Source organism: Streptomyces sp. UF-297 (assembly GCF_058245575.1).
In genome coordinates this window covers 128537-150165 of record NZ_JBSIBZ010000007.1, presented here as the reverse complement: position 1 = coordinate 150165, position 21629 = coordinate 128537, and the positions used below count along the sequence as shown (strand labels likewise).

Here is a 21629-nt window from a genome sequence, read left to right as displayed (position 1 = left end):
TGGAGTCAGAAGCACCGAAACACCACCGCCGCCGCCCTCGGCGCGAGCCCGCGAGCCCGCGAGGCCGCTGTGCTCAGGACCATGGCTCGACCCACGAGTTGGCCTCGTCACGTGCAGTGGAGCCGATGCCTCAGCGGCGTGGCGCTAACAGTCAGGAGCCTTTCGGCGATGCGTCCACCTTGACGCAGAGTTCGGTGCCGCCGTGAAGTGGCAGGGTTACCGACAGAAATCCGTTGGCCGGGTCGCGGACGTAGTCAAGGAAGTCGGGTTCGGCATTGTCGTTCATGACATAGCCTCCGACGCGTACTTGCGGCGCGATGAGTTCGATGACTTGACGGGCGAGTGAGGGGCCGGTTCCGATCCAGCCGTCGATCAGCGCGAAGTCGACCGGACCGCCGAGGTCGCGCAAGGTGGTGCGGGCGTCACCTTCGCGTATGTCGGCGTAGTCGGAGAGTCCGGCGGCGTCGAGGTTGCGCTTGGCGGCGGCGACCTTGGCAGGCACGATCTCCGACCCGATGACCGTGCCGCCTCCGTTGTCGCGCATAGCGGCGGCGAAGTAGAGCGTCGACATGCCGACCGACGTCGCGAACTCCACGACCCGGGTGGCGCGCAGGCCACGGCACAACAGGTAGATTAAGTCCCCCTGTTCAGGGAGGATCGAGAAGCCGTACTCGCTGTAGTCGTGCGGATTACGCTCGCGCCCGGCGCGGGGGTCGTTGGGCGGAAACGGTTGCGCCGCCGCAAGTTTGTCGATCACGGCGTTCACCCCGAAGTCACGGAGCGGGCGATGGGTGTTCTCGGGCATGAAGGGATTCCCTCTCTGCATGGGTGTGCCAAGGGAGTTCGGTAATCGCCGAACACTTGAGCCTTGGTTCGTACGGTCAGGCTAGGCTGGCTGGCGGACGGCATGTGGCCAACCGTTGCCGTGAAACGGCCACGTTTTCCGTCGGGTATCCAGCGAAGGGGAGCCGCGCCTTCAGGCGTGGGGGAGTCGGTTCTCGGGATGGTTCTGATCTCAACTCGGTGCGCGGGTCTGCACTGTTGCCGGTCTACTGGCACGCCCTCGCTCGTAACAGAGGCTCCATGCCCTCCCGGCCGAGCACCCCGCCGGCACCTGGCTGCCCTCTCCGGAGGAGCAGTCCTCGCCGAGGACCTGGCCCGCGGCCCGCGCTCGGCATCCTGGCTGCGGGCCGGACTCCGCAAGGCCCTGCCCGGCCGCCTCGCCGACGCGCTCCTCCCCGCGGCCGCGCTCCTTGAATCGGTCCGTTCCGAGGTACCGGCCGACGCGCTGCTGCTCCTGCGGCAGTTGCTCGATGCCGTGGCGCCCCCGCCGTAACCTCACGCTCCGTCGTGCGGACTCAGCTTCCCCGGGTGCCGAGTGTGCCGCGCTCGCGGAGCTCGGCGAGCTCGTCCAGGAGTCGGACGGTGGGGCGGGGCCCGTTGCGCCGGTCGGCTTCGCTGGCCCGTACGCGGTCACGGCTTGCCGTAACAGCGGCCGGGGGCTCGGCGACCTGGGGCTGGGGGCCGTGACCGAGTCGTCGGCGGCGCGGGGTGGACATGGCGCTCATCGTACTGACGGGATGGCAGATGCCCCTGGGGTTCCCAGTAGTTCTCGCGGGAAACAACGCTGTGCAGCTACGGCCCAGCTCACGGGGGCAACAGACCAGCGCTCCGCTTCTCGCATCCGGTGCGAGAAATCCGCGTTGGATGCGAGGCAGTTCGTGGCCTTTGCCCGGCCATCCGAAGATTCACGAACCCGTCGGCCCACCGAGTGGTGTCGCGGGTCAGGGCCCTGGGATGAACAGGGTCAGGAGACTGGACGGACAGAGCGAAGTCAGATGCCGATTCCCGTTTCGAGGTTGGTGGTCTGGCTCAGCAAGCCGCCGTTGTTCTGCGGCTCCGAATTCGTGGGCGATGGGGTGTCTGCTCCGCACCACTTGGGCTGCGCACCAAAGATCGACACGTACCGGGCGGTTACGTAGGTCGAGTCCGCCAGCCGGTACCACCGTGGATTCCCGCCGATGACTTGACCGTTCACCTTGCAGGCGATGCTGACGACCGCATTGTTCGGCACTGACTTGACCACCCGGTAGCGCGTGCTGGGCCCCTGTCGCGCTGCGAGTCCGTCCCTCTTGACGATCTTTCCCCGGTAGGGCGCTTGATCGAAATTGCCAGCAGCTGCGGGAGCGGTGGTGGCTGAGAGCAACGAGGCGCTGGCCAGCGCCAGGACCATGCCATGCATGAGCTTGTTCACGGAGCAACCGTGCCCGCCTCCCCTGCACACCCGATCTGTGCCACACCGACGGGTCATCCCAAGGAGGACCGCCTTTAAGAAGGTTGACAGGAGGGGCAAGGCGTCGTTGCGTTACGGCAGTTGTGCCGGAGGTCTGGGGCGATTCCGGGGGATGACGCCCACGACCGCCGGTCGTCCAACCAGGGCGGTGAAGACTGTCCAGAATGGCGGCCGCCAGATCGTCACGGGACTGGGGGGCGGAGTCGGCCGCCCCGCTTTCCGGCAATCCTCCGGCGGCCGGCTGACGGTCGAGATCGACCAAGGCGGGATCGGGCCGGATTCAGAAGGCGGGCGCCCTCGGCACACAGGGAGCTGCCGGGGCTGAGGGGGCCAGGGCTCGTTTGACCAGTCCGATCGCACGCGGGCTGTACGACATGCTCAGATGGGCGGAGAAGTCGACGGAGCAGCCCTCCTGCAAGGTGATGTTCTGCACCGTTGCTCCGGGACCCGCTGTCATGAATGTGTTCTGCCAGGGGGTGCTGATCTCGTCGTACTTCGTGCCGATCACGGTGTACTCGATTCCGGGAACGGTGTCGCCGTCGGCGTTGAGCTCCTTGATGAAGTCGGATTTCTCGTACTGCTGGATGCTCGCCTTCCCGAAGTGCTTCTCCCCGGATTCCAGTATGTGGAGCTTGTCGGCGAGAGTTTCGATGCCGCTGAGGGTGGTGCCGTGGTTGGTGGCGGCGAGTTGGACGATCTTCTTGACCTTGTTCTTCGAGGGGTCGGTCGTGTTCGCGCCTCCGTCGGCCTTGAGATACCAGCGGGCCAGGATCCCGCCCTGGGAGTGACCGACAAGGTCCACCTGGCCGGAGCCGCTGGCGGCGAGCACCTTGTCCACGAAGGCGGCCAGTTCCTCGGAGGACTTCTTGATGTCTCCGTAACCCTTGACGGTGGGAGCGACACCCGCTCCGGCGTCGTCGGTGTCGCCGTAGTCGAGGGCGTAGACGCAGTAGCCCTGGGCTTTCAACTCGGGGGACATCCGGGCCCAGTTGTTGTAGCGGTTCTCGTAGGTCCCGTGTACCAGGACGACCGGGCGCGGGTGGGCGGCGCTGGGACGGCAGTTCCAGTCGTTGGCGCCCGGTGGATCGATGTTGAGGTGGAGAATGGAATAGCCGAGTGCGGGAAGGAAATTGTCCTGCTCAGGGCCGGTCTCCGCGGCCGCGGGCGTGGAGGTGGCCAAGACCGTCGCCGCGGCGGTGGCACAGACGGCGGTGACGTATTTGGGTATGTGCAAGACGGCTCCTGAGAAGTGTGGAACTCGGACTGACGTCAAGGGAGCTGATATGGGGGGCAGAGTGGAGCATTTCGCCAGCTCGGCGACTCGTGACGTTGATCCGAGGAGTCGTCCAGCCGACCGGCGGTCGTGGGCGTCATTCCCCGGAATCGCCCCAGGACTCCGGCGCAACTGCCGTAACGTAGCGGTACCTTGCCCCTCCTGTCAGCCTTCTTGAAGGCAGTCCAAGGAGGCAGTCGAAGCAAAGCGCCCCTCAGCAGCCGGTATCAGCGGACGAGCAACCCCACTCTGATCGGCTACACCACTCGGCGGACACCACCCGGCCGACTCGCGCCGAGTCGGCTACGGCGCGTTTCCGGCGTATTCCGGCTGGCCCCCTCGTACTCTCGCCCGCCCGATGCCGTCACGGCTGCACCAGGACGTCCCCGGACCGGCCGCCGTCAGCATCGAGCCGTGCGCGCAGCGCCTGCAAGCCAGGCCGCCTCGTGGTCGAAGCGGACGCACGCCTCCCGCGCACAGAGAGCCGTGCCCCGGTAGAGGTGGAAGCCATCGGGCCGGACGATGTAGCTCACGGTGAGCTGCTCGTGCGGCACCCCGGCCGGGGCGGCGCACACCGCGTCCGCGCGCAGGCTCGCGCGGAGGTCTCTCTACACGCCCCGGTGGCCGCCGCGCACGGAGGGCGGATCCGCGGCGATGCCCGCCTTGTGCTCGCGTACCGCGGGCTGGGGGGCTGGGTATTCTCACGCAGAAGGCTGAAAGCGCCGCTCGTACCGTGATTCCGGTGAACTCTGCCAATGCCTCCCGCACCTGCCCACCGTGCGGGCACGTGGCGGCGGAGAACCGTGAGGGCGCAGCGTTCCAGTGCACCCGGTGCGGGTATGTCGACCATGCCGACCGCGTGGGCGCACTCAACGTACTCGACAGGGCCGGGCTGGTCCTCTGTACGGCGGCCTAGCCACCGACACAGGAAGCCCCCCCCCGCATTCACACGGGGGGAGGAGCCACGGCGAAAGGGAACATGTGGACGCTGCCCGCCCGTCGGATGTCACTGCCGGAAGACTCCCGTTGCCGGCCGTGACCCGCTCGCAGGTCGATCAGAGCACCCGGTTGCCCCATCACCGCCATCCGCACCATCTGATCGTGTGGGCGACGAGTGCGACCGTTACGGTGCGCACCGGTGCCCGGGACTGGCTCGTGCCGCCGACTCACGCACTCTGGCTACCCGCCGGCACACCGCACGCCGTGGACGTGCTCCACCCCGGAACCTCCTGCACCGTCGCCGTCGAAGCCGCCCGCTGTCCGATCACCTGGGCCGAACCCATCGGCATCGTCATCACTCCGCTGGTACGTGAACTGATCGTGCACCTCGACCGCAACTCACATCCCGACCCCACGCGAACCCGCGTCGAGTCACTTCTGCTCGACCTGCTCGAACCCACTGCCAGTACGAGCCTTCATGTGCCGCTGCCCAGCGACCCGCGCATCCGCACCATCGCCGATAGGCTGATCGCGAACCCGGCCGATCAGCGCGACCTCGCCGCGTGGGGCCACGAAGTCGGCGCAGGCGTGCGCACCCTCACCCGGCTGTTCTCCAACGAGACCGGAATGACGTTCGCACGCTGGCGCACTCATATCCGCATGCGCGCGGCCCTGACCCACCTCGCCCACGGGACCTCCATCGGCGCCACCGCCCGTGCTGTCGGATACCGCAAACCCGGCGCATTCAGCGATGCGTTCTTCCGCGTTACCGGCCAATCCCCAAGCAGGTGGCTTCCGTTGGAGGACGGAAAATGAGCGCTGACTTTGCGGTGAGAGGCTTTGCGTTCCTCTTTCCAAGCCGGAAGTTCGACTTCCCGCGTTCGCGGCGGTGCGGGATGACCAGGCCGGTGCCGCGGTAGCCGCCGTCCGCGATGACGGTGGTGTGGACGGCGACGCTTTCCGCGCCGGACAGTTCAAGTGCCTTGCATTCGCTGCGGTTTCCGGGCAAGGGCCGGCCTACGGCGACGGCGAGCCGGGTGTCGGCGTCGATGACGACCTGGTGGTCGCGGGTGGGGACCAGGGTTCCGTCCACAATCAGCGCGGTGTCCCTGCGGAACCGTTGACGCGGTTGGAGCGCACGCAAGGGCCCGAGGTGGTTGATGCTGCGGTCGGCGGCCGACTTCGAGATGCCGAAAAGCGGCGCCAGTTGGCGCAGTGTGAGGTCGGTCCGCCAGTAGGCGGCGACCAGGAGCACGTGTTCCTCGGCAACGGCCGCCTCTGCCTCGTGGGCGCGAAATTCCTTTGCCGGGCTTCACCTCGTGCGTCGAGACTGAGGGCATGCTCGGATTCGTCAGGACCGACAACGACGCCCTCGTCGCGTGCCTGGGTGACCCCCAGCGCACCGTTGCGGCATACCGCGAGCTGCTGCGACGCGGAGAGACCGCACTGAGCTCCATTCGCGTCGGTCTGCGTGATGAGAATCCGGCCGTCCGTGAGGGCTGCTGCCGCCTTCTCGATCACCTGGTCGACACCGAGTCAATGGGCGAACTCGTCGCCATGGCCGACGACCCGGACGCCCGCGTCAGAATCGCCGCATTCCACGCTCTGGCCTGTGACCGGTGCAAGGACGACACCTGCGCACCGGGCCCGGACCGGGTCCTGGACCCCTCGCTGCACCACCTGAGCTCAGACCCCGACCCGCACGTCCGGGCCATGGCTGCCGAACTCGTCGGCAAGTTCGCCCACTCCGATCCACGTGCCCTTGCCGCCTTGAAGGCATCCCAGGCCAACGACCCGAGCCCTGCGGTACGGAAGAAGGCGGGCTGGTTCACACCCGGCGGGACCATCTACGAACGGACCTTTCCGCCCGCGACCCGGTAGGCGGGACAGCCTTCAGGACGTGCAGATCATCAAGGTGTTGCTTTACGTCCTGGGGTTCGTTGGTGCGATCTGCGCATCCCGGACGGGAGTCATCCGGGCTGTCGCGCGGGTGGCCGCGGCGAGTGAGACGACGGGCGGTATGGGCGTGTTCGCATTCAAGGCAGGCGATGATCGTCCGAGTCGACAACCTCTCGCTTCACCGCCCGGTTGATCGCTCCCAACGGTCCCGTCGGGGCCGAGCGGAGTTTCGAGAAGCAAGAACCGTCGAGTCGCAAAGCGGCGGCCGTGGTGCCTCGTTCTCCCGGCGCGGATGTCGAAGAGATGGACCTGACGGGTCGCCAGAAAGATGCCGAGCAAGGGAATTTAGCATTCCGTTTGCTGTGACGTTCGTCTCGATCATGAGGTCTCCCTGCGGCCTTGAACCAAGTTCAACCACCTGTTTAGATCTTGGAAATTGGCTGATCCGGACTGGTGGGTCGCGCAACGCGGCCTCGGCGGGGGGCGGTTTGACGCATGGAGAACTGCACGAAGAGATCGGGTCCCCTCATGGCGGCCGCCGAAAGGCGGGGCTGACCGGCATGGGGGGCGTAGCGGAGATCACTTATCTCCATCCGGACGGCACGCGGTCCGTGCTCGAAGTCCCCGTCGGGGTCACCGTGATGGAAGCGGCGGTCGACCACGACGTCGACGGCATCGTGGGCCAGTGCGGCGGCAAGACCGTCTGCGGCACCTGCCATGTATTCGTGGACTCGGTGGCGGGCCGCACGCTGCCGCAACCGCAAGCGGACGAGGACGACCTGCTCGACTACACTTCCGAGCCCCGCACCGAGGCCAGCAGGCTCGGCTGCCGGATCGCCGTGGAGGAAGGCCTCGCCTCGCTGGTCGTCCGTCTCCCGGAGACCCAGTGATGACCGGCGGCCCTGAGGTGAGGGGACAGCGGCCCGGCGTGTCCGTTCAGGGGGAGCCGTTCGTCCAGTTCGGCCCGGACGTGCTGGAGGCCGCCCTCGCGGCGGTCCCGGTGAGCGCCGTCAAGGAGTTCACCGAGTCGTTCAACGATCTCCCCGCCGATGAGCACCTGCCGGCCGACCTGCCGTACCGCTTTCGCCGCTACAGCTCCTTCCGTCTCGCGGACGGCGGGTTGGAGAGGCTTCCGCACACGGCGTTCTTCCAGGACGCGAGCCTGAACTCGGTGAACGGCGGGGTGGAACGCCTCTTCGCGCCGCTGCACGATGCCGTGGCCGCCGGGCCCGCTCTCCGCGCGATCGTGGCCGGGCTGTACGAGCGGATTCCCGGCTCCACCCACGGAGTCGACACGTGCGGCGTCCACCAGATCCGGGTCACCGCCACGGTGGGCGCGGAAGGCAACCCCGCGCCCGAAGGGGTGCACCAGGACGGGCACTTGTATGTCGGCCAGGTGCTGATCCGGCGCGAGGACGTCCAGGGAGCCGAATCCACTCTGTACGACCTGGAGCGTCGGCCGATCCATCGTGCGGTACTGACCGAGCCCTTCGAAACGATCCTGCTCGACGACCGTCGGGTGCTGCACGGCGTCACCCCGGTGACCCCGGCGCCAGGCTCCGGCGCGGGAGTACGCGACATGCTCCTCGTCGACTTCTTCTCCAGTGCGCGGCACTGACCCGGCGCAGCTTCACGCGCCACTGGCCTGCACGCCCTCGTACGGCGTTGACCTGTAGACCTGCACCCTTCCGCGGCACTGTCCCCAGCGCTCTTCCACGGCGCCGTCCCCGTACGTCTCTCGGGCGCGCCGCACCACGAGTCTTTCCCACCCCAGAGCAGAAAGGCGTCCTGCCATGACCACACTCCAGGAAACGTCCCGAACCGCTGCTGTCACCCGCCCCCGCATCGGGTTCTCCACCAACATCTGGGACAACCCCGCAGAGATCGTCGAGCACTTGGAGTTCCTCGCCGGGCATTTCACGGACATCGAGTTCGAGATCGCGGAAGAGGCACAGGAAGTCCTGTTCGGCGCGAGCGCCCAGGAGTACGAGAAGATCGTCGACGGCATGCGCAACGTCATCGGCGCCCACCAGCTCGATCTGTCGGTGCACGCCGCCTGGTACGGCCCGCACACCGACCTGTGCTCTCCCGACGAGGGCGAACGCGCCGAATCGATCAATCTGCTGCGGCGTGCCGTGCACCTGGCGGCCGACCTCGGCGTCACACGCGTCACCTACCACCCCGGTTACCAGTCCAAGCGCAGCAACGCCGTCCTCCTGGACGTGCTGCGCTCCTCCCTCGACCGGCTCCAGCCCCTGCTGAGCCGTACGGGCATCCTGCTGTGCGTCGAGAACATGGGGGCGAGCCGGCCCCGGTACGTGGTCTTCGAGCCCGAGGAGCACATCGCCCTGTGCGAGAGCACCGGGACCGCGCTGACGCTCGACGTCCCGCACCTGGCCACGGTCCACCTTCCGCGCGGTGACTACGCGGAGGCGCTCGAGGCGGTCGCACCGTACGTGCAGACAGCCCACATATCCGACATCAAGGGCCACGACCACACGCATCTCCCCATCGGCGAGGGCGACTTCGACCTGTGGGGATCGCTGGAGATGCTCGGCAGATTCGGGTTCGACGGCGCCGCGGTCGTCGAGGAGTTCGCGCGGGGCCACAAGCCGGAGGACTACCTGGAGCGTGCGCTGGACTTCCGCGCCCGCTGGGAGGCCGCCGGGCGCGAGGCCACGGCCTGATGGGGCGCCCGGCAGTCATCGAAGCCGTCCCTCAGGACGGTGTCCGCGACGCTGCGGAAGGGCAGTCGGCGCTGGCTGCGGTCGCCGCGGATGCCCACCGTGTGGGCAGCACGGTCAACCTCGCCGCTTTCGAGAACGTGCTGTCCCGTACGGCTCGGGCCCTGGCCGCCGGGCCGCTGGACAACCGGTATCTGATCGGCCAGGAACACGAAAGAGGGCCGGGGCCGGCGACGCTGCGCGCCGGGCTCCTCTCGGCCGGGTACCCGGGCGTCGACAGCCTGGAGCGCGCCGCCACCGGTGCCCTGCAAAGGATGCTGGGCGCCTCCTGGACCGACTTTCGCCCGCTGTCCGGGCTGCACGCCACGACCTGCACCGTCGCCCTGCTCACCCGGCCCGGTGACCTCGTCGCGTCCATCGCGCCGGAGGACGGGGGCCACTTCGCCACCCGCCCGCTCGTGGAAGCCCTCGGCCGGCGCAGCGCCTACCTGCCGTGGGACGCAGCGGCCGGCACCGTGGACCTCGCCGCCTTCGCCGCCGCCTGGGGAGCCGAACCCACCGCCATGGTGCTCCTCGATCACGGTGTGCCGCTCGCGCCGCTGCCGGTACGCGGGATACGCGCCGTCATGGGGAGCGACGCGATCCTCGCGTACGACGCCTCGCACACCCTCGGCCTGATCGCGGGCGGCGCCTTCCAGGATCCGCTGGGGGAGGGCTGCGACATCGTCCAGGGCAACACCCACAAGAGTTTTCCCGGCGCGCACAAGGGAGTGGTCGCCTTCGCCGACGAGGCGCTCGGCCGCCGGTTCTCCGAGCGCATGGGGCAGGCGATGGTCTCCTCGCAGGCGACCGGCGCGACGCTCGCCAACTATGTGACGGCACTGGAAATGGACGCCCACGCACCCGCGTACGCGGCGCGCATGCTGGCCAATCAGGCCGCGCTGGCCGAGGCGCTGGGCGAGGCCGGCTTCCGCCTGTACCGGCTCGCCGGCGCCAGGGGCACCAGCCGCAGCCACGTACTGGTCGTCGAGGGCCACGGCCGGTGCGCCGGGTATGACCTGGCCGCCGACCTGGTCCGTTGCGGACTGGTCCTCAACGCCCGGCCCATCGCCGGAAGGGTCCAGCTGCGGCTCGGGGTCCAGGAGGTCACCCGCCGCGGCATGCGGCAGCCGGAGATGTGGCGCATCGCCGATCTCATGGCCGAGGCCGCCTGGACATCCGGGCGGGGCGGAGCGGTGGGGGAGTCGGTCGCGGCCCGGGTCAGAGCGCTGGCCGAGGAGTTCGGCCAGGTGCACTTCGCGTTCGACGAGATGGAGGCCGTGAGTTGAGCAGGCACCCCCAGCCCCTGGTGCTCTTCCTGGGCAACGCCCGCCGAGGCGAGTTCGAGCCCCTGCGCGAGACGGGCGCACGGGTCGGGCTGATCCGCGACACCGGTTCGCAGGGCTGGAGCGCGCCCGATGAGGCCTTCGACACGGTGATCCCGTGGGACCCGGCCGACGGCCTCGAACAACTGGCCGCCGGTATCCCGCGCGACGGGTCCGTGTGCGTCCTGAACCTCCGGGAGGCATACGTCGAGGAGTACGCGCGGCTGTGCGCGCTGCTCTCCCTGCCCGCGCTCGCCGCCGAGGACGTGGCGGCGCTGCGCTCCAAACACCTGATGCGGCATCTGTTCCAGGAGCGGATCGGAGTACACAGCACCGGACGCTTCCAGGCCGTGGCCTCGCCTGCTGAACTCACGGAGTTCGGCGAGGCACACGGCTGGCCGGTCGTCCTCAAACCGGCGGCGCTCTACTCCAGCCTTTTCGTGATCACTGTCCCGGGCCCCGACGCCGCGCAAGCCGCCTTCGACCAGGTGTGGAACGGCGTTGCCGACCACGTACGGGCCAAGGGCCTGCCGCCGCGGTTCACCGCCCTGCAGGCGGAGGAGTTCCTCACCGGCAGCAACCACTCGGTCGACCTCGTCGTCGACCGCGCGGGCACCCCGCATCCCAGCCCCGTCGTGGACGTGCTCACCGGCGCCGACCTCGGCGGCGAGGACTTCCACCACTTCGCGCGCTACGCCCCCAGCCGCGCCCCCGAACCGGCGCGGCGGCAGATGGCGCAGCTCGCCGTACAGGCGGCACGCGCCATGGACCTGCGGCTGTGCGCGGCCCATGTGGAGTTCATCCTGACGCCACAGGGCCCGCGCCTGCTGGAAGTGGGCATCCGTCCCGGTGGCCACCGGGCGCGGGTGCTCCACCAGGCCCATGGGGTGAACTTCATGGCCGCGTACGCCGCCGTGCTGCGCGGCGAGACGCCCGACCTCGCCGAGCGGTTCAGCAGACCGTTCGGGATCGTGACGCCCTTCCCACGCTCCACCGGCACCTTCGCGGGACTCCACGCCCCGCAGCGACTCACCGGCCTCGCCTCCTACCGGGGCCACAGCGTCTACCACACGCCGGGCAAGCTCATCGGCACGGCCGCCGACGGGCACTGGCAGGTGCTCTCCGCCGAACTCGTCTCCGGCACAACGGCATCCCTGGTACAGGACATGGAAACGGTGTGGCACATGTCCGACCTGGTGGCGGTGGACGCCGAGCCCGAGGCCGAGCCCGTCGCCGAGGGCGCCCCCGCTCGCCCCCACCTCCTGCTCGTCGGCGGAAAGGACTCGGGATTCGCCTCGATCGCCGAACTGGACATCCGCATCACCCTCCTTCAGGAACGCGCCCATCTCACGGCGCTGCAGACCGAACGGGCCGACACCCTGATCGTCCACGACCGGCTCGACGCCGATCTCGCACAGTCCACGGCGGTCTTTCTCCACGACAACGGTGTGGAGCCCTTCGACGCGGTGCTGTCCTTCGCGGAACAGCATCTGCTGACCGCGGCGCGCATCGGCGAGCGGCTCTCCCTGGTGCACAACCCCCTGCCCGCGGTGCGGGACAGCCGCGACAAGCTGCGCATGCGGGCGCTGCTGGTCGAGCACGGGCAGCGCAGCGTCGCCTACCGCGCCTGCACCTCCCTGTCCGAGGCCGCTGCTTTCCAGGCCGAGGTGGGCGCCCCCGTCATCCTCAAGCCGGCGTCCGGCTCCGGCAGCCGCGGCGTCTGCCTGGCCGCGGAGCCCGACGGGCTGGCCGCTGCCTGGGAGCGTGCCTCGGCCGGAGGCGGCGCGGTCGTCGCCGAGGAGTACGTGTCCGGGCAGGAGGTCAGCGTCGAGACGCTCACCCTCGACGGCAAGCACGAGGTCCTGGCGGTCACGGAGAAGACCACCACCGGTCCGCCCGCCTTCGTCGAGACCGCTCACCGGCTCCCGGCGCGGCTCGCCCCCGGTGTCCAGGACGCCGTGACCTCGGCGGCGACTGCCCTGCTCGACGCGCTGGGCCACCAATGGGGGCCCGCGCACACCGAGTTCAGGATCCGAGAAGACGGTGTGCCGGTCGTCATCGAAACCCAGACCCGCTTCGGCGGCGACCAGATCTGGCAGATGGTGGAGCTGGTGACGGGCGTGCGTCTGGCGGCGGCCACGGCGGCAGCCATGCTCGGCGCGTCGGGACCCGCCACAACGGCTCCCCGCGCCCGGGCCGCGGCGATCTGCTTCTTCGCGTACGAGAACACCGCCGTGCGGGCTCTGGACGGAGCGGCTGCGGCCCGCGCTCTTCCGGGAGTGGTGACGGTGCACCTCACGGCGCACGAGGGGCAGATGCTGGGGCGGCTCGAAGGGTCCGGCAGCCGTCAGGGCTATGTCCTGGCGACCGGAGCCGACGTGCCGGAGGCCGTCGAGCGGGCGCAAGCAGCCCATCGAGCGGTCGGCTTCGTGGTGGGTGAGTAGATGACCGGCGAGGACCGGGGGCAGGCGCAGCTCTCCGACCGGGACGGGGCCGCTGCCACTGCCGGTACGGGCACGCCGAGCGGCCCGTGGCGCGACCGGACCACACAGCGCCTGATCATCTCGTCCTTCATCGACGCCCTGGGCAACGGGCTGTTCCTGTCCGGGTCGGTGCTCTACCTGACCCACGCGGTGGCGCTGTCGAACGCTCAGGTCACCATCGGGCTCACCGCCGCCGGCCTGATCGGATTCTTGACCACCGTGCCGGTCACCATGATCGGGGACCGGATCGGCGCCGGACGGCTGCTGGTCCTCCTGCAGTTCTGGCGGCTGGCCGGTTTCGTCGGTTACGCGTTCGTCGGCAGCTTCACCCAGTACCTGGTCGCGGCGGCATTCATCGCGCTGGGCGACCGAGTGGCCCAGCCCGTACTGCAGACCGTCGTCGGCGAAGCCGTCCACGGCGAGCACAGGGTGCGGACGATGGCCTGGATCCGCAGCGTGCGCAACGCGGGCCTCACCGCGGGCGCGTTGCTGGCCTCCCTGGCCGTCACGTCCGGCACCCTGTGGTCGTTTCGCGCGATCATCCTCGGAGACGCCGCGACCTTCCTCGCCTCCGGACTGCTGCTGTGGGCCGTGCGCCTGCCCGGCAAGCGCACGGCGAACGCAGACGGCACGCCCCTGCACGGATCCGCGGCCCGCCCCCACGCCTGGGCACTCCTGCGGTCCTTGGCAGGGGAGCGCCGCTACCTCCTGCTGACGGCCCTCAACGGACTGCTCTCGCTGCACACCACCGTGCTCTCCGTGGGGGTCCCGCTGTGGGTGTCGCAGCATACGGACATGCCGGCCGCCGGGGTTCCGGTGCTCATCGCCGTGAACACCGTTCTCGCGGTCGTCCTGCAGCCCTGGGCAGCCCGAGGGGCTGCCACCCTCCCGCTGGCCATCCGCTGCTGCCTCTTCAGCGGCCTGGCGCTCGCCGCCGCCTGCCTCCAGTTCGCGCTGGCCCCGGCCTTCGGCCCGGCTGCCGCGGCCGCCACCCTCACCGTGGCCATGATCTGCCTCACCCTGGGGGAGATCTGGCAAGCCGCAGGCGCCTGGGAGATCAGCTACGCCCTGAGCCCGGAGAGCCGCCGCGGCGCCTACCTCGGTGTGTTCAGCCTCGGCCCGACAGGGGTTCAGATCATCGGCCCCACCGTGGTGGTGATCGCTGTCGTCGGCTCCGGCCCGGCGGGCTGGGCCGTACTCGCCGTGGGCTTCGCGGCCACGGGCCTGGCCGTACGGGCGGTGTGCCGGCGATGAGGCGCGGACGGGGCGGTCCTCAACGCCGACATGAGGCACGGACGGGGCGGTCCTGAACTCCGAGTTGTTCCTGCGGTGCCGGGAGGGGCGACCTCCCGCGCTGCCCGTCACCGGCGAGCTTCCAGAGATCAAGCTTGCGAACTGCCCGGGCTCTCAGCCGCAGCAGGCCTGCCCCGCAGCTGAAGATGTCTCGGGCGCGGATGTTTCGGTGGGCTTGGTGGCGCGGATGACGGCGGAGTGCATGCCGTCGGCGACCGAGTGGGTCGGGGTGATCTCGATGCCGGTGAATCCGGCGGCTTCGAGGCCGGCCCGGTATTCGGCGAAGGAGAGGGCGCCGGCGATGCAGCCGACGTAGTCGCCGCGCTCGGCCCGCTGGGCCGGGGCGAGGGTGTCGTCGGCGACGACGTCGGAGATGCCGATCCGCCCGCCGGGGGCCAGGACGCGGAAGGTCTCGGCGAAGACGGCCGCCTTGTCGGTGGACAGGTTGATCACGCAGTTGGAAATGACGACGTCGATGGTGTTCGCGGGCAGGGGGATGGCTTCGATGGTGCCCTTGAGGAACTGGACGTTGGTGGCGCCGGCCTTCTTCTGGTTGGCCAGGGCGAGGGCGAGCATCTCCTCGGTCATGTCGAGGCCGTACGCCGTGCCGGTGGGGCCGACGCGGCGGGCGGAGAGGAGTACGTCGATGCCGCCGCCGGAGCCGAGGTCGAGGACGCGCTCGCCTTCGTGGAGGTCGGCGACGGCGGTGGGGTTGCCGCAGCCCAGGGAGGCCGCGACGGCCTCGGCGGGCAGCTGATCGCGTTCGTCGGCGGCGTAGAGGGTTCCGCCGAAGTTCTCGTCGACCTCGATCGCGGCCGGTCCGCAACAGGCGGTGCCGCCCTCGGTGACCTGGACGGCGGCTGCGGCATAGCGTCGGCGGACGGTCTCGCGCAGGTCGGTGGACTGCTCGGTCATGGCCTTCACTCCTCGATGGCAGGGCCTGGCGGGCCCCGGATCGGTTTGTATTGACGTTTCTCGATGCAAGCTTGCGCGCTGGATCGATAAACGTCAACATAGAAGCATGTCGAAACAAGAGCTGATGGTGCTCGGCCAGGACGGCGCCGAGGGGTGCTGCCCGACCCTGCTGACCGCCCCCATGGACGAGGAGCAGGCCGTTGAGCTGGCGAAGGTGTTCAAGGCCCTGGGAGATCCGGTGCGGCTGCGGCTGCTGTCGATGATCGCCTCGCGGGAGGGCGGGGAAATCTGCGTCTGCGACCTGACACCGGCCTTCGACCTGTCGCAGCCGACGATCTCCCACCACCTCAAGCTGCTGAAGCAGGCCGGGCTGATCGCCTCCGAACGCCGTGGGACGTGGGTGTACTACCGGCTGCTGCCCGCGACGACGGACAAGCTCGCAGCGGTCCTCACGCACCCTGGGGCAGTGGCCGCCAAGGCTCCCGCCGAGCCGACCGGGACCGCCTCGTGAGCGACGTGACCACTACAGCTGCCGCCGGTCCGGTCGCGGCCCGCCTGTCGTTCCTGGACCGCTTCCTCGCGGTGTGGATCCTGATCGCGATGGCCGCCGGTCTCGGTCTGGGCCGCCTGGTGCCCGGCCTCGGGGACGCGCTGGCCAAGGTCACCGTCACCGGCGTCTCGCTGCCCATCGCGCTGGGCCTGCTGGTGATGATGTACCCGGTGCTGGCCAAGGTCCGCTACGACCGGCTCGACACCGTCACCCGCGACCGCCGCCTGCTCATCCCCTCCCTGGTCCTGAACTGGGTCCTGGGCCCGGCCCTGATGTTCGCCCTCGCCTGGATCCTCCTCCCGGACCTGCCGGAATACCGGACCGGCCTGATCGTCGTCGGGCTCGCCCGGTGCATCGCGATGGTGATCATCTGGAACGATCTGGCCTGCGGCGACCGAGAAGCGGCAGCCGTGCTGGTCGCCCTCAACTCCGTGTTCCAGGTGATCGCGTTCAGCCTGCTGGGCTGGTTCTATCTGTCCGTCCTGCCGGGCTGGCTCGGCCTGGAGACCACCGGTCTGAACGTGTCGGTGTGGGAGATCGCCCGCAGTGTGCTGATCTTCCTCGGCATCCCGCTGGCCGCCGGATTCCTCACCCGCAAGCTCGGCGAGAAGGCCAAGGGGCGCACCTGGTACGAGACGAAACTGATCCCCAGGATCGGCCCGTTCGCCCTCTACGGCCTGCTGTTCACGATCGTCGTGCTGTTCGCCCTGCAAGGCGATGCGATCACCTCGCAGCCGCTGGACGTGGCGCGGATCGCGCTGCCGCTGCTGGTCTACTTCGCCGTCATGTGGGCCGGATCCATGGCGCTGGGCAAGGCCGTGGGCCTGGACTATCCACGGGCCACCACCCTCGCGTTCACCGCCGCGGGCAACAACTTCGAGCTCGCCATCGCGGTGGCCATCGCCACGTTCGGCGCCTCTTCCGGGCAGGCTCTGGCCGGGGTCGTCGGCCCGCTCATCGAGGTGCCGGTGCTGATCGGCCTGGTCTATGTCGCGCTCGCCGCCCGCCGCTACTTTCCCAGCTCCCAGGCCCTGCCGGCTCCTGCGGCCGCCACCGAGGAAGGTCCCGCCCGTGTCTGAATCCCAGCCGAAGCCGTCGGTGCTGTTCGTGTGCGTCCACAACGCCGGGCGCTCGCAGATGGCCGCTGCTTTTCTCACCCGTCTCGGCCAGGGCAAGGTCGAGGTCCGCTCGGCCGGCTCCGTCCCCGCCGAGAGGGTCAACCCGGCCGTCGTTGAGGCGATGGCCGAGGTGGGCATCGACATCTCTGCCGAGATCCCCAAGGTGCTGACCACGGACGCGGTGCAGGCGTCCGACGTGGTGATCACCATGGGCTGCGGGGATGTCTGCCCGGTCTTCCCCGGCACGAAGTACCTCGACTGGAAACTCGACGACCCCGCCGGACAGGGCATCGAGGCCGTCCGCCCGATCCGCGACGACATCGACCGCCGGGTCCGCGGCCTGCTCGCCGAACTCGCGCCCAGCTGACCGCACTTCAACGTACCCAGCAACCGGCGGGAGCCCGTCCTGGCCATGCAGGGCCCCAGGGCCCCGCTTCCCGGCGCCGAAGCGCGGAACGTATCGGTGCCGGGAAGCGAAGCCGACCAGCAGCAAGCCCAGCTGGAGCCGTTGCCGGGAAATCCCTGGTCGGTCAGGCGGAAGGTAGCTGTTCGTGGACTGGCCGATGCCAGGGCGTCGAAGAGCCGAAGTAATGGATTCTCGTCCTCCATTACCGGGCCGGACGCCTATATGGGCATGGCGCGATATGGCTCGATCAAAAAGATCAGCAGCCGAAATTGGCCGACTCTGCCGACCGGTCGTGTTGGCCGGAATTTGCCGCACGGCGTCGCTGCTGCTTCGATACGGTGAATGAAGGAGGGTACGGAGCGATAAGCGGAAGGGGCAGAGGAATGACAGCAGTGATCCCCGGACATGACGTTCACCAGGAAGTCACGCAAACCACCAACGTGCTCGCAACATTTGACGTCCTGAGCATCATGGAAAGCTACCAGCAGCCCTCACGCGACCCCCGCGAACCGACGCTGGTGGACAGCTCCTTTGTCTACTGCGCAACGTCTGGACCACATCAAGTCGTCGGCCAGTCGGGTTCCACGATTGACATCAGTGCCAAGCGCGGTGATGTGGTCAAGTGGCGCGAGATGGCGCTGTCGATGGATCCTGACCGCGCGGTTCTCTTGTACTGGTTCGGACCGCTCCCGGGAGGGAAACGACTGATATCTCTACCCATTTCGATCGCCGAGGAAGTGGTCGTTCCGTTGCCGAAGGAAGATGATTGGGGGAGTGCGGACTACGACACGGAATCCATTGACCAGTACGCTTGGTTCACTTTCGTAGAAAACCTTGGACGAGCCAGGTACGAGTTCCGCTTCCAGGTTGTCGTCGGCGAGGAAGTGACGGGTTTCTTCCGGTGGGAGCCGGACATCGCAATTCAGCCGCGAACGTAGCAACGCCGCTGGCAGCGCCGCAGTGCCGGGCAGGAGCATCGCGGACCACACCCCAGCAGCGGCACGCCAGGTGGGGGTGGACAGGACTCTCGGTCCTGTCCACCCCCATCTGAATTGTTTCAGCTAGGGCTGGGCGATGTGGATGCGCGGGTCCCAGGAGTAGAAACCTATGCGGTCCTTGCCCTTGAAGATCTGGAAGTAGAAGGTGTATACAGCCTCTCCCGGCTTCCTGACCTGTGAGGTCCAGTACGACACATCAATGTTCTGTGTGTCGTAATCGGGGCTCCCGCCCGAGTCCTCTTTCGGGAGGAAACTGAGGACATTGGCGATGTTCGCTTCCGCCGGGCTGACGAGCTTGGTGTCCTTGCTCACGTACCTGTACAGCAGTACGGAGTAGTCGGAGCTCATCGACAGTGCCGTCTCACGCCACCGGATCGTGTCCAGGGGATTGGCTGTTATCTTGAGATTGCCGCCACCCTCGCCGCTGAGCGCGGCGTCCTGGCGCGTAATCATGTAGATGTACTCGGCGTCGACCGGAGTCGGGTTGTCGGGGTCCTTCGTCTGGTGCTCGTACTTGGCGTCGATGGTGAGGGCGTCGATGCCGACCAGAATGTCGATGATCTGGGAGCTCTGCGGGGAAAGTGGCACTCGCTCAGCCGCCATTTTCTCTCTCCTTTCCAGTCGATCGCATTGATCCCGCAGGGGGATCCGGGCCCTTTTCCTTTCTCCGGTCACACGCTCTCACCCTCGCAATGTGCCTACAAGGCCCCGGAGCGGCCGTGCGTCGGTATCCGGACACGTCAAAATCCATGCCGAGGCCCGGGTAGCGGACACAGAAAACGCATCGGCGGTCGGCACGGTCGGGCAACGCAATTATCGTTTGCGCCAGGATGGCCGACCGGAACGGCTCACTCGAGTAACGCGTGGACCAATGAGAGTTTTCCATCTTGAAATTGCAGGTCACGGGTCCGGTGTGAGCGGCTGGTGGGTGCTCGTGCCGGTGGCGGTTTTGGCCGTGTCGGAGGTGATCGTCCGTCATCGCGCCCTTCCCCGACACCTCGCCCAGCCGTTTGCCGCGAGCCGGCCCGCGCCCGGAGACGATGACCGGATCGTCGTCCAGCCCAACGAGCCTCAAACAGAAGCGAGTTCGGTGCCGGCGTACGAAAAGCGAGGCATGGGCTCGGCTCGGCTTCCTTCTCGGAGCCTGAGGAGTTCGTAGAAGATTCCGGGTCCCGCGTTGGCGAGTTCGCTATTCGTGCCCTGCTGGGGACGATGCCGTGGCCAGCGAGGAGGGTGTCGACCAGGCGGTGGAGGCGCAGACGGCGGCCCGTCCGGCCGAGATCTCACCGAGAGGGCGAGTCGACAGACTGTTCGGTCTCAATAGGCGCACTGGCTCTGCGGGACGTCCTTGACGAATACGATGCCGTCGCTGTCCGCCAGGTGGGCCGGGTCGAGCGGGGCGTAGCCGAACCAGGGGGATACGCGGGGCGTGGGACGCGTGTTGCCGAGGGCGGTGGCCAGGCGCGGGGCGTCGATGACGCAGCGGTCCTTCGGGAGCGCGTAGAGAAGTCCTTCGACGGTGTCCGGTGGCGGCGCGTCCACTCCCTGGTGCCGGATCGTGCCGAGGGCCGTGGCCAGGAAGGCGTACTCCTTGCCCAGGTGGGCGTTCACGAGAGCGCCGGCGCTCCACCACTCCAGCAGTGGCTGGTCCCACATGCGCATCGTGCTCTTCTCGCGCTGGAGATGGGAGTTGTGGGCGTGGAGGAGTGCCGGGCTCCGCTCGGCGATGGCGAGGAGGTTGTGGGCCATCATCTGGTCCCGCACGCCCAGCAGCCGGGTCATGCGGGCCGGTGAGGTGTCGGCCATCCAGTAGTGGTAGCGCAGCAGGCCGGTCGCGGTACGCCCGTACAGGCGCGCCCGGTCCCAGTCGTCGCGCGAGGTCGCCGTGATCAGGTGCGGCGTCTGCGTGTCGAGCAGCGCCGCCAGATCGTCGGCGAGCAGCCGCAGTTGGCGGGCCTCGGCCGACTGCCCCACGGACTGGGCCGGGTCCATCATCGCGGCGGGATGGGCCCACCGGTCGTCGGTGCCGAGCAGGCGGTCGAGTGTTTGCCCGGTGCAGGGGAGCAGGTCCGCGTCCACGTGGGCCGCGAGGTAGGCGTGGAGTGCGGTGAGGGCCTGCCGGGGGCTCGCGGCGCCGGTGATCTCCAGCGGGCCGTCGAAACCGGCGAAGCGGAGCCGGTCAGATGCGGGCCGGCCGTCGTTGTAGGCGCGCATCCAGCGTACGAGTTCGCGGTTGGCCGCGGACGTGCCCAGCCCCAGGTCGGGGTGGCTGAACCCGTGCTCCATGACCTCGTCGAGCGTGCCTATGCCCGAGGTGACGTGGTCGTCCACGACCAGGCCCATCAGGCAGTCGCTCTCGATCGCGATCGTCCGGTAGCCCTCCTGCTCGACGAGCTGCTGGAAGAGCTCGTTGCGCAGGTCGAGCAGAGTGTCCTCGCCGTGGGTGGGCTCGCCCAGGGCGAGCAGCCGCGGTCGGGCCGGGAGCAGCCCCATGACGGCGGCGGCATCGACGGTATGGGCGGTGTCCTTGATGTCAGTGGCCATGGCTTCAACGGTATCGTTGAACCTTCGGTTGAAACTTTCTCGCGCTATTGGCAGTGCTATGGGACGTAACCTTCAAAACGGTGGTCGGCTCAGGCCGATTGACCTGGCGCGCGGGCACGGTCTGTCCACGCAGGCGATCAGGAACTACGAGGCGGCGGGCATCCTTCCGGCGGCCGGTCGCACACCCCACGGCTACCGCACCTACACCCCGCTGCACTCGCGGGCCCTGGACGCCTTCCTCGCCCTGGTGCCGGGCCACGGCCACCAGACGGCGACGTCGATCATGCGGGCCGTGAACCAGTGCGCAGTCGATGAGGCATTCCGCCTCATCGACGAGAGCCACGCCCACCTCCTCGACGACCGGCGGACCCTCCAGGCCGTGGAGAGCGCCCTTCGTGACCTCGACCTGGAGCCCGCCGCGGCGCCCGAGCCCGGCGCGAGGGCCGAGCCGGCCGCGGTGTCCGGGTCCGGCGGCACCTTCATCGGGCCGCTGGCAGGCAAGCTCGGAATCCGGCCCGCGACGCTGCGCAAATGGGAGCGCGCCGGACTGGTGAGCCCGCGCCGCGATGCGCGGACCGGGTACCGCGTCTACGACGAGGCCGACGTACGGGATGCCCGGCTGGCCCATCAACTCAGGCGCGGCGGCTACCTGTTGGAGCAGATCGCCCCGCTGATCGCCCAGGTGCGGGCGGCCGGCGGGCTGGAGCCGCTGGAAGCCGCGCTGCACGATTGGCACGGCCGGCTGTCCGCCCGCGGGCGGGCGATGCTGACCGGGGCCGCAGAGCTGGAGGCGTACCTCCGCGAGCGCGGATGAGATGTCGGCCGCCGACCGAAGAGAAGCAACAGCCACCACGGTTCCGTCTCGCCTGC

General features: G+C 68.7%; 21 protein-coding genes and 1 pseudogene. 14 read left to right on the top strand and 8 right to left on the bottom strand.

The window, feature by feature from the left end; translation table 11 throughout:
- Positions 1 to 151 precede the first annotated feature (151 nt).
- The 4 genes from AC4IJH_RS07030 to AC4IJH_RS07015 form a co-directional block, all read right to left on the bottom strand.
- On the bottom strand, positions 152 to 805 hold the full coding sequence (locus tag AC4IJH_RS07030; protein WP_490850659.1) for an O-methyltransferase: 654 nt from the start codon (positions 803 to 805) through the stop codon (positions 152 to 154).
- Positions 806 to 1358: 553 nt separating this feature from the next.
- Complete coding sequence (locus AC4IJH_RS07025; protein ID WP_490850658.1) at positions 1359 to 1559, bottom strand: hypothetical protein; 201 nt, start codon at positions 1557 to 1559, stop codon at positions 1359 to 1361.
- 275 nt (positions 1560 to 1834) lie between these two features.
- Positions 1835 to 2254, bottom strand: coding sequence for an SH3 domain-containing protein (locus AC4IJH_RS07020; RefSeq protein ID WP_490850657.1), 420 nt, complete (start codon positions 2252 to 2254; stop codon positions 1835 to 1837).
- Positions 2255 to 2573: 319 nt separating this feature from the next.
- Entirely contained in the window at positions 2574 to 3527 is a 954-nt protein-coding gene (locus AC4IJH_RS07015; protein ID WP_490850656.1) for an esterase/lipase family protein, read from the bottom strand.
- Positions 3528 to 4299: 772 nt separating this feature from the next.
- Here AC4IJH_RS07015 and AC4IJH_RS07010 point away from each other — a divergent pair.
- Together AC4IJH_RS07010 and AC4IJH_RS07005 are read left to right on the top strand one after the other, a co-directional pair.
- Entirely contained in the window at positions 4300 to 4482 is a 183-nt protein-coding gene (locus tag AC4IJH_RS07010; protein WP_490850655.1) for a zinc ribbon domain-containing protein, read from the top strand.
- 119 nt (positions 4483 to 4601) lie between these two features.
- On the top strand, positions 4602 to 5321 hold the full coding sequence (locus AC4IJH_RS07005; protein WP_490850654.1) for a helix-turn-helix domain-containing protein: 720 nt from the start codon (positions 4602 to 4604) through the stop codon (positions 5319 to 5321).
- Here AC4IJH_RS07005 and AC4IJH_RS07000 read toward each other — a convergent pair.
- A pseudogene (locus tag AC4IJH_RS07000) lies at positions 5321 to 5769 on the bottom strand (transposase family protein); the annotation flags it as partial. The gene AC4IJH_RS07005 and the pseudogene AC4IJH_RS07000 overlap by 1 nt on opposite strands.
- Before the next feature lie 74 nt (positions 5770 to 5843).
- Here AC4IJH_RS07000 and AC4IJH_RS06995 point away from each other — a divergent pair.
- The 7 genes from AC4IJH_RS06995 to AC4IJH_RS06965 all read left to right on the top strand — a co-directional run bounded on the left by AC4IJH_RS06995 (position 5844) and on the right by AC4IJH_RS06965 (position 14189).
- On the top strand, positions 5844 to 6386 hold the full coding sequence (locus AC4IJH_RS06995; protein WP_490850653.1) for a HEAT repeat domain-containing protein: 543 nt from the start codon (positions 5844 to 5846) through the stop codon (positions 6384 to 6386).
- Positions 6387 to 6964: 578 nt separating this feature from the next.
- Positions 6965 to 7294, top strand: coding sequence for a 2Fe-2S iron-sulfur cluster-binding protein (locus tag AC4IJH_RS06990; protein ID WP_490850652.1), 330 nt, complete (start codon positions 6965 to 6967; stop codon positions 7292 to 7294).
- Between the two features lie 38 nt (positions 7295 to 7332).
- Complete coding sequence (locus AC4IJH_RS06985) at positions 7333 to 8022, top strand: 2OG-Fe dioxygenase family protein (RefSeq protein ID WP_490850651.1); 690 nt, start codon at positions 7333 to 7335, stop codon at positions 8020 to 8022.
- Positions 8023 to 8197: 175 nt separating this feature from the next.
- Complete coding sequence (locus AC4IJH_RS06980) at positions 8198 to 9091, top strand: sugar phosphate isomerase/epimerase family protein (protein WP_490850650.1); 894 nt, start codon at positions 8198 to 8200, stop codon at positions 9089 to 9091.
- Positions 9091 to 10416, top strand: a complete 1326-nt coding sequence (locus AC4IJH_RS06975) for a hypothetical protein (RefSeq protein ID WP_490850649.1) — start codon at positions 9091 to 9093, stop codon at positions 10414 to 10416. Before AC4IJH_RS06980 ends, AC4IJH_RS06975 begins: the two co-directional genes overlap by 1 nt.
- Complete coding sequence (locus AC4IJH_RS06970; protein ID WP_490850648.1) at positions 10413 to 12896, top strand: ATP-grasp domain-containing protein; 2484 nt, start codon at positions 10413 to 10415, stop codon at positions 12894 to 12896. The genes AC4IJH_RS06975 and AC4IJH_RS06970 overlap by 4 nt, the downstream gene beginning before the upstream one ends.
- Complete coding sequence (locus tag AC4IJH_RS06965; RefSeq protein WP_490850647.1) at positions 12897 to 14189, top strand: MFS transporter; 1293 nt, start codon at positions 12897 to 12899, stop codon at positions 14187 to 14189. It abuts the gene before it with no gap.
- 153 nt (positions 14190 to 14342) lie between these two features.
- Here the strand turns inward: AC4IJH_RS06965 and arsM are convergent, their stop codons facing one another.
- Complete coding sequence (gene arsM, locus AC4IJH_RS06960; RefSeq protein ID WP_490850646.1) at positions 14343 to 15143, bottom strand: arsenite methyltransferase; 801 nt, start codon at positions 15141 to 15143, stop codon at positions 14343 to 14345.
- A gap of 106 nt (positions 15144 to 15249) precedes the next feature.
- Between arsM and AC4IJH_RS06955 the strand changes: the two genes are divergently transcribed.
- The 4 genes from AC4IJH_RS06955 to AC4IJH_RS06940 all read left to right on the top strand — a co-directional run bounded on the left by AC4IJH_RS06955 (position 15250) and on the right by AC4IJH_RS06940 (position 18155).
- A complete protein-coding gene (locus tag AC4IJH_RS06955) occupies positions 15250 to 15654 on the top strand; it encodes an ArsR/SmtB family transcription factor (protein ID WP_490850645.1) in 405 nt (134 codons plus the stop codon).
- Positions 15655 to 15659: 5 nt separating this feature from the next.
- The gene (gene arsB / locus AC4IJH_RS06950) at positions 15660 to 16772 is read left to right on the top strand and encodes an ACR3 family arsenite efflux transporter (RefSeq protein WP_490850644.1); all 1113 of its coding nucleotides are present in this window, start codon (positions 15660 to 15662) and stop codon (positions 16770 to 16772) included.
- Positions 16765 to 17178, top strand: coding sequence for an arsenate reductase ArsC (locus AC4IJH_RS06945; RefSeq protein ID WP_490850643.1), 414 nt, complete (start codon positions 16765 to 16767; stop codon positions 17176 to 17178). Before arsB ends, AC4IJH_RS06945 begins: the two co-directional genes overlap by 8 nt.
- Before the next feature lie 422 nt (positions 17179 to 17600).
- Positions 17601 to 18155, top strand: coding sequence for an AidA/PixA family protein (locus tag AC4IJH_RS06940; RefSeq protein ID WP_490850642.1), 555 nt, complete (start codon positions 17601 to 17603; stop codon positions 18153 to 18155).
- 123 nt (positions 18156 to 18278) lie between these two features.
- Here AC4IJH_RS06940 and AC4IJH_RS06935 read toward each other — a convergent pair whose 3' ends face one another.
- Both AC4IJH_RS06935 and AC4IJH_RS06930 read right to left on the bottom strand, forming a co-directional pair.
- The gene (locus tag AC4IJH_RS06935) at positions 18279 to 18818 is read right to left on the bottom strand and encodes an inclusion body family protein (protein ID WP_490850641.1); all 540 of its coding nucleotides are present in this window, start codon (positions 18816 to 18818) and stop codon (positions 18279 to 18281) included.
- Positions 18819 to 19532: 714 nt separating this feature from the next.
- Positions 19533 to 20759, bottom strand: coding sequence for an erythromycin esterase family protein (locus AC4IJH_RS06930; RefSeq protein WP_490850640.1), 1227 nt, complete (start codon positions 20757 to 20759; stop codon positions 19533 to 19535).
- Positions 20760 to 20817: 58 nt separating this feature from the next.
- Between AC4IJH_RS06930 and AC4IJH_RS06925 the strand changes: the two genes are divergently transcribed.
- Positions 20818 to 21573, top strand: a complete 756-nt coding sequence (locus AC4IJH_RS06925; protein WP_490850639.1) for a TioE family transcriptional regulator — start codon at positions 20818 to 20820, stop codon at positions 21571 to 21573.
- Positions 21574 to 21629 lie beyond the last annotated feature (56 nt).